The organism is uncultured Ruegeria sp., from assembly GCF_947489545.1.
Taxonomy (GTDB): domain Bacteria; phylum Pseudomonadota; class Alphaproteobacteria; order Rhodobacterales; family Rhodobacteraceae; genus Ruegeria.
On record NZ_CANLDZ010000012.1, the window covers coordinates 152918 to 160431 of the forward strand.

Here is a 7514-nt window from a genome sequence, read left to right on the forward strand (position 1 = left end):
TGTGGAGAAAGACCCGAACTATTACCTCCCATGCGGCCAGTCTCTGCGCCATTGACCTGGTCAGCGCAATAGCGATGATTTGTTGGTGCGAATGTAGTCCGCCGTTCGAAAGACCAGCGCCGCCAATGTCGCTGTTGGATTAATCGCACCGGGCGTAGGGAATAGGCTAGCGCCTGCCACAAACAGATTGTCGACTTCGTGAACCTGCCCAAAGGAATTGGTGACCGAAGCGGATGGGTCGTCTCCCATGATCGTTCCACCCAACATATGCATCGGGCTCCGGGCGCCTGCCCAGGCCTCACTTGTTCCGGCGGCCTTGAAAATCCGCAGTCCTTCAGCTTTTGCCAATGTCGTTCTGGCAGCATTTGCCTGAGGAAGCGAGTTGGTGACAAGCGCTTGCGGCAACCCGAAACGATCACGCCTCGATGGGTCGAGAGCAATGTGGTTTTCCGGGATGCTTTCTTCTTCGCACAGAACTGTCATATTACCGTAATGCGCACTGGCTTTCTGCATGTAGGTCTCCAAAGCGTCGCCAAACAATTCGGGTTTTGCCAGTGCCGTTCCAAGCAGATCGTTTGGTTTTGCAGCTTGACCGACGAGCCACGCCCGACTGCCGAACGCTCCATCTTCTGGCTGCTTGTTTTCATACCCCTCCAGACATAGTGTGTTGGCCCCCGAAACGCCCAAATGCGGCTCGGTTTCCTGAGGGAACAACCCGTGGATCGTTGTCAGAGCATGGGAGGTAAAATACTGTCCCAACGTTCCGCTGCCATTGCCCAGCCCATCTGCGTGCTTATCATTGGATGACAGCAGCATGAGCCGGGCATTCCAAATTGTATGACAGGAAGAAATCACGACTTTGGAGGGTTGAAAATTTTCCTGACCGAACCCGTCAAGATAGGTAACTCCGGTCGCCAAAGATCCGGACGGGTCGGTTTCAATGCGTACTACGTAGGCGTTGTGGCGCAACTCAACACCCGCTTTCTTGGCGCGCGGCCACTGCAGCACAAGCGGGTTTGCCAATGCGCCAATCGGGCATCCCGAATCACACCAGCCGTCTAGAAGGCAACCAGCCCGCCCATCGAAGGGGGTGCTGTTGATCGCAAGTGTGTTGGACGTCAGCTTCAATCCTTCCGTCTCAAATCCTTTCTTGATGGCTGACGATTGCCTTGAGATGGGAATAGCGGGCATCGGGTAAGGAGCACCTGCCGGTGCATGGGGATCGGCGTCCCCTGACACGCCGAAATAGGTCTGCGCATGGTCATACCACGGTCGCAGATCCTCGTAGCTGATGGGCCAGTCCAGACTGCGCCCATACAAAGATTGGACGTGAAAATCATCCGGGTGCAAACGGTACCAGTTCGCGTACCAATGCAAACCAGCGCCGCCCGTCCCCCATCCCATTGCGAAATTTGCTGCGCCGACCAAATCGCCCGTTTCGCGGACTTCCGGCCCCGACCACCGAAGGCGCCGCGACCAGATTTGCGAACTGATCATATCCGAAAGCTTACGCTCGGGCCCGGCCTCCAGAACCAGTACATTGAACCCTGCCTCACCCAGTTCGGCCGCCATTGTGCTGCCAGCGATACCAGACCCCGCAATGACAACATCAACCAATTCATGTGAGATTTTTTTCATCGGCTCCCTGTCATTTGGATCGTGCCTTTCGCAAGCGTCACATTACCAGGGCTGCGGAGGCGGGATGTGAGCCAGATAAGGTATTCCGATCTCTGCAAATCCAGCTTTTGTTCCATAAACAACGTCAACCGCGTCACTTCGTGAGATGAAGTAAAAGAAATTCGGATCGGGATCTGTCCAGATCTCCATTTCCGAGGCCACACCCGCGGCAATCATATCTTTCTGCTGTTCAAGAGACAGTTTCACAAACGGCAGGTCAAAGCGGTGATGACTCTCTGCATCAATTCCAGCAATGCCCTTACGGTAAAACCCTGCCATGTCGCTCGCATCTAGGTATCTTAACAGCAGAAGAGACTCTGCTTGATGCCCTGCAAGGTTCTGATCAACAAACCGCACCACTCCAGCCACGTCTGCTCCTGAAACAATGGTCTTACACCAAGCGGCAAGGGTCTCGGCTTCGCTTATCTTCAGATACTGATAGTTGGCTTGTTCGATGTTGGTTGCCTCACCACTAAAAGACGGGCGGTGCGAAACAGCACTGGCCCAGAGTGTGGTTGGGATCATGCGGGTCACAAAGCGTCGACGCTTCATCCTTCGACCTGTCTCATTCTCCTGTGTATGCTGCCATTTTCGCAGCAACAAAGCCTTTGTCAAATAATGGTCTAAACACAGCCGGGAGCAGCTGGCGCTGTGAGCCCGTCAGCTGGCAATACCGGTTTGGTTAGTCGTCCTGGGCCGCCAAGCAGATTTTCTGACCGATTGACGTCTATTTGTGCTACAGTCAAAGGATATTTTTTTACGATATTGATTTTTTAGGGGGACGAAAATGGGCCGCATTTTCCTTACTATTTTTGTGTTTTTTTCAGGAATCGCCGCCGCCGACGATTTCTCCCAAAACGATGTGTCTATTCTTCTCGAAGCGCCGATAAGAGCAGATGATCCCCGAGTTATTCTGCCCGAGGCTGCTTTTCCAACCAATCTCGCAGCAATCGCGGGTGCCGTCATTTCGAATGTCAACGCGATGCCCACTGCGGTGGAAACCATCGATCCCAGTATTTTTACAGATCGCCGGGATCAGCTGCATGTGGCCTCGATACGGATCGACCCGGGCGCGCCAGGTTTGCACGCGGCGTTCCGCCCGTTTGGGCGCAATCTGCAGATCCGGTTGGTGGTGCAACCGGTCGATTTCAACTCGGGCGGCGCGCCCATCAGGGATGAAGCGGTGCATCTGGTCTACACGTTTGGGGCGGATGCGTCCAACGCTCCTCCGGTTTGCCCTTTCCGGATTTTACCGGATCAGACGGATATCGATGATTTTCAGGCCGCCATAGATGACCTTGCCGCCATCCGTGATGAATTGGCCGGGATGGGTGTGGTCACTGCCGAGACGCCCTTGGGTGTGCATCCCGCATTCGACACTCCGGCAGCGGCAGAAGTGCTGACGGTGCGCCTCAGCAGTTTCGTGGAAACGCATCTGGGCGCTAATCGACTATCGGCGGTCTCAGTAGCTGGATTGCCACCCGGCGCGCCCGAGCCTTGGGTTTTTCTGGCGCTACAACGCGCAGGAAATGGTTTCACGCCGGTGCCAAGCCCGGCCGTTGCCCAACCGGATGATGTGACCGCATCTAAAAACTTCCAACAGATGCTCAGCTTTCTGGATGACCCGGAAAACGGCGGGGTCGTTCCGCCCGGACTGACGCGGAATCTCCTGCCGGTGGATTGCCTGGCAAATTTCGTGCTGCCGGTTTTTGGGCTTCCCCAGCCAGATGCTGACGACGGAGTATCCACCAGCACGCTGTTTGGGTCCGGCGACAACACGCCGCAAAACGCCGCTGAGATTTCGGCTGTCATCGCCGATCCTGCCGCGTCACATTTCTTCAATACAGATTGTGTTAGCTGCCACACGGAAACCCGTCGTGAGTTGGACGCTGCAGCTGACCCTACCGTCGTTGCCGCGCGAATTGCCGCCGAAGAACAGATGGCGCAGGATGACCTGCCGCGCAGTCCGGACGGGATGGGCGACCGATTTGATCGTTGGAACATTCGTGCCTTTGGGTGGTTCCCCGGATTTGCGGCGACGGACGGTCGGGCTCATGCCACTGTGGTACGCCGAACCGCACGCGAAACCGCCGAGGTTGTGGCATGCCTGAACGAAGGGGACTGGACCAACCTGGATCAACCCTGTCTGGCAGAAGATCATACACAGTTTTTAGATCAGGGCTGGTCAGATGGCATCCGCAGGCAGTACTACCACACCAGTCAGGGGGGTAAAATCATGCCTCTCAGCTGGTTTCTGGCACTAGAGACCAGCGATGGGACAGGGCGGTTTGCAACGCCTGCCAATCTGGCCCGCTATGGTCTGTTGCCTTCGCCTGTTGATGCGCGCAACCCCCATGGGCTGCCTGTCGGGTTTGCCGCGACCGAATCCGAGAGCGGCCCGCATGTCAGCCTGAATTGTGCGTCATGTCATTCCGCAGATGTGATCATCGAGGGTGAAGCTTTTCGGATTGATGGTGCGCCCGCCAGTTTTGATTTCGACCATTTCGCGGCGGAACTGGCGAAAGCCGTGCGAGAGACCGGGCAGTTGGATGTCACTGATCCAACAGATCCCAAACCGTCCGAGCGGTTGAAAACGTTTATGCAAAACCTTGCCCTGACAGATCCCGCTGCACTGGGTGATCCGGAAGAATTCGTTCCGCAGTTTCTAGGTTTTGCCTCGGACTTCTCGGGGCAGATGGCGCAGCGCAGTCCGCTGCTCCCTTCAGGTCCCGGCCGGGTGGATGCGCTCACCCAGATCGTCAACGCGGTGGCAGTTAAAGACCTTGGTGTTATGGAAAACCTGGCAACACCGCGCGCGCCCACCAGCTATCCGCCCTTGTGGATGGCTGACCAGTTGGAATTCGTACAGTGGAACCTTGCAGTCGCGGACCCGTTCTCGCGCAATTTGGGTCAAGCTTTGGGTGTGTTTGGAAGCGTCGATTTCACGCCGGAAAAGCAGTTTGAATCGTCTGCGGATAAGGCTGCGTTAGAACTGTATGAGACATGGATCAAAGATCTGACCGCTCCGAAGTGGCCAGAAGATTTGCTAGGCCCGGTCGACACTGGTCTGGCTGAACAGGGTCGCGATCTCTTTGCGGCGAATTGCGAGGAATGCCACAACGCGCCCCCATATCGTATGAGCGACCCGAGCGAGAACCTACGCGGAGATCAGTTTATTAGGGTTGGCGCAATTCCGGTTCAAAAAGCGGGTACCGATAGTGAGTACACGCGGGCTTTCACCCAGCGTTGGGCCAAAAGCGGTTCGCTGCAAAACCCGACAGAACCGGGTGGGTTGAAACCCGTCGTGCCCTCCGTTCGCCTTCTGCAAGTCGTCGTGAGGGAAGTTGTCCAAAAAGCACTTGGCAACCAGGCAGCTACGAAAATGCGTCTGCGGCCGAATGCTCACCCCGATTGTGCATTGCGAAATGCGCAGATTGGAACGCCTGAGCCTTGTGGGTATACGCCACCCTTCCAAGGGGCTGCGTTGAAAGCCAGCCCACTGGTCGGTGTCTGGGCCACCGGGCCGTATCTGCACAACGGCTCGGTTAGGACGGTCTATCAGGTGATCTCACCCCCGGGTGAGCGTGAACCGGTGTTCTTTGTGGGCGACCGCACACTGGATACCGAACGTCTTGGGTTTGTCAGTACAGAACAGGACAACGCCTTCCGCTTTGACACGTCGGTGACCGGAAATGGCAATGGCGGTCATATGTTCTGGGACACGCCCTTCACCCATGACGAAAAGATGGCAATCATTGAGTATCTCAAAGACCCAGATCGTTTTCCGATTGATAGGTGATCTGAGGGCCGACCCCTAACCGTCGGAAACGAAGTCCAAGCTAGTTTCCGGCGTCTCAATTTCGTTTGGAAGCCGCGGGTATCTGAGCCGTTGAACCCGCGTCCAAGCAGGTCAGCGCAGTAGCAGTAAAGGAGGTGTCGTGATGACCGATAAGCATATGCAACATGAAGACCGGCCAGAGGTAGACCTGGGCACTCTTCACCTTCCCACCGGGTACACACAGGATACTGGCCATCATGGGCATCAGAAGTCCTTTACGTCGACAAGAACCGCGCTTCACCGCGGCCAGAAAATCAAAATCCGAACAACATATCGCATCGAAATCGACGGTGAGCCCCTGACCTTACACACCATGGTTCTGGATGACGGGACCGTGCATTGCCATGGCCTGCCAAACTATTCTTTCCCGTCTGCAATCGATCTTGCACGGTCCATTATCGATGCCTCGCGCCTGGCGCCAATGGAACGCAACGAACTTGGAATTGGGCATGACGACCATGATGGTCACGCAGATCATGGGGGGCACAGCTAATGGCCGGCACCAGAGAAAACATCCTTGTCAGCGAAACCGTGCGCGATCAATTCCTCCAGGGCATGCTGGCGCTGGACCAACCCAACTCGGGGATCTTTGCCCGGGACATTGCCGCTTTCCTAAGGAACAATAGTCTACCGCTTGATATTGTTGGCACAGACCAAGAGCTTTCGATCTACGATCTCTTTGTTTTCTGGCATGTTCTGGCCATGTCGATCCAATTGTCGGTCGGCAACGCCGCCCATAGCGGGCCGATCTTTCTGCCCTGGCATCGGATGTATCTCATTCGCCTTGAACAAAACCTGCAGCAGGTTCTTGGCGACCCCGATTTTGGTCTGCCGTACTGGGATTGGGCTGCGGACGGAGAGCTGCCTGTTGCAGATCAATGGCGCACAGACCTGTGGTCGCCTGACTATATTGGCGAGGCCAGAGGCGCCGTCCGGTCCGGACCTATCGCCGCTATGCGCGTGCGGCTTGTTCAGGATGCTAGAACCGGGCGGCTTGTCTCGACCAACCCACGACGCATTCAGCGCGCGGCTGGGCTTGATCAGCGGGTCAGAACCCTGCCAACCGAGGCGCATGTCGAGACTGCGCTTACCCAACCGACCTATGATAGGGCCCCCTGGAACCAAAGCGTCATCAGTCATCGCAACGTGCTTGAGGGATGGGTTCAGGGACCACAGCTGCACAACCGTGTTCATGTCTGGATTGGCGGCGATATGGGACCTGGCACGTCACCCAATGATCCGGCGTTTTTCCTCAACCACTGCAATGTGGACCGTATCTGGGAGATGTGGATGGACCGCAATGGCCGCGAGTATCAACCAGGGCGCAATCGCGGCCCGCAAGGCCATAGGATCGATAGCACGATGGTTTCAATTATCGGACAGGCCCTCAGCCCGGAACAGGTTTTGGATCCGTCCGTTTGGTACGCTTATGACCACCAGCTTATTGCTTAGTCCGGCGGAGTGTTACGGAACACACCAAAACTACGATACCTGGAACAGTATCCTGTCCAAGCTGGCCGCCGGGCGTTATAAGATGCTTTGTTCTCAACAGGCGGGTACCTAGAAAACTGCCTTGTCCATCTGATTGAGCGACCCAATTGCGGCTACGGAACTGGAAAACATTCCGGGCCAATGCAACCACTCGAGTGAGCGTATCTCGAGCGTCGGATGGCGCGCCAACAGGTTTGTGCCGGCGAAGTTCTGAAGGCTGAGACAGTTTTTCATGTCCAATCAAGACCATGTGGCGAACCCGATGTCGATTGGGCTCGCCAAATACTTTTTTAAGCCCATATGTGTCCGACTGAATACTGACAAAGCTATCGGAAATTCCAAGGCAGCAGTGAAATCGAGCCTAGTGGCCCATATTCAGAACGCACAAATCCTCCTGGGGGCGGCTTGTTCGACACTGTGTTCGACCGTGATGGTTTCGGGGAGTAGGATTTGAACCTACGTTCCAGCGCTTTGCGCGTTCGTCAGGCAATCGATCCACTGGATTGAT

General features: G+C 55.9%; 5 protein-coding genes. 3 read left to right on the forward strand and 2 right to left on the reverse strand.

Features of this window, described 5'->3' with window-relative positions:
* Positions 1-60 precede the first annotated feature (60 nt).
* Both Q1B13_RS16810 and Q1B13_RS16815 read right to left on the reverse strand, forming a co-directional pair.
* Entirely contained in the window at positions 61-1638 is a 1578-nt protein-coding gene (locus Q1B13_RS16810) for a GMC family oxidoreductase (protein ID WP_299082397.1), read from the reverse strand.
* Between the two features lie 42 nt (positions 1639-1680).
* Positions 1681-2229 (reverse strand): gluconate 2-dehydrogenase subunit 3 family protein, encoded by a 549-nt coding sequence (locus Q1B13_RS16815; RefSeq protein ID WP_299082399.1) that lies wholly within the window; start codon positions 2227-2229, stop codon positions 1681-1683.
* A gap of 235 nt (positions 2230-2464) precedes the next feature.
* Between Q1B13_RS16815 and Q1B13_RS16820 the strand changes: the two genes are divergently transcribed.
* From Q1B13_RS16820 to Q1B13_RS16830, 3 genes are all read left to right on the forward strand, one after another.
* Entirely contained in the window at positions 2465-5476 is a 3012-nt protein-coding gene (locus Q1B13_RS16820; protein ID WP_299082400.1) for a di-heme-cytochrome C peroxidase, read from the forward strand.
* A gap of 142 nt (positions 5477-5618) precedes the next feature.
* Entirely contained in the window at positions 5619-6008 is a 390-nt protein-coding gene (locus Q1B13_RS16825) for a hypothetical protein (RefSeq protein ID WP_299082402.1), read from the forward strand.
* Positions 6008-6967 carry a tyrosinase family protein gene (locus tag Q1B13_RS16830; RefSeq protein ID WP_299082404.1) on the forward strand — a complete coding sequence of 320 codons (960 nt, stop codon included), beginning with the start codon at positions 6008-6010 and terminating at the stop codon, positions 6965-6967. Before Q1B13_RS16825 ends, Q1B13_RS16830 begins: the two co-directional genes overlap by 1 nt.
* The last annotated feature ends 547 nt before the right edge of the window (positions 6968-7514 follow it).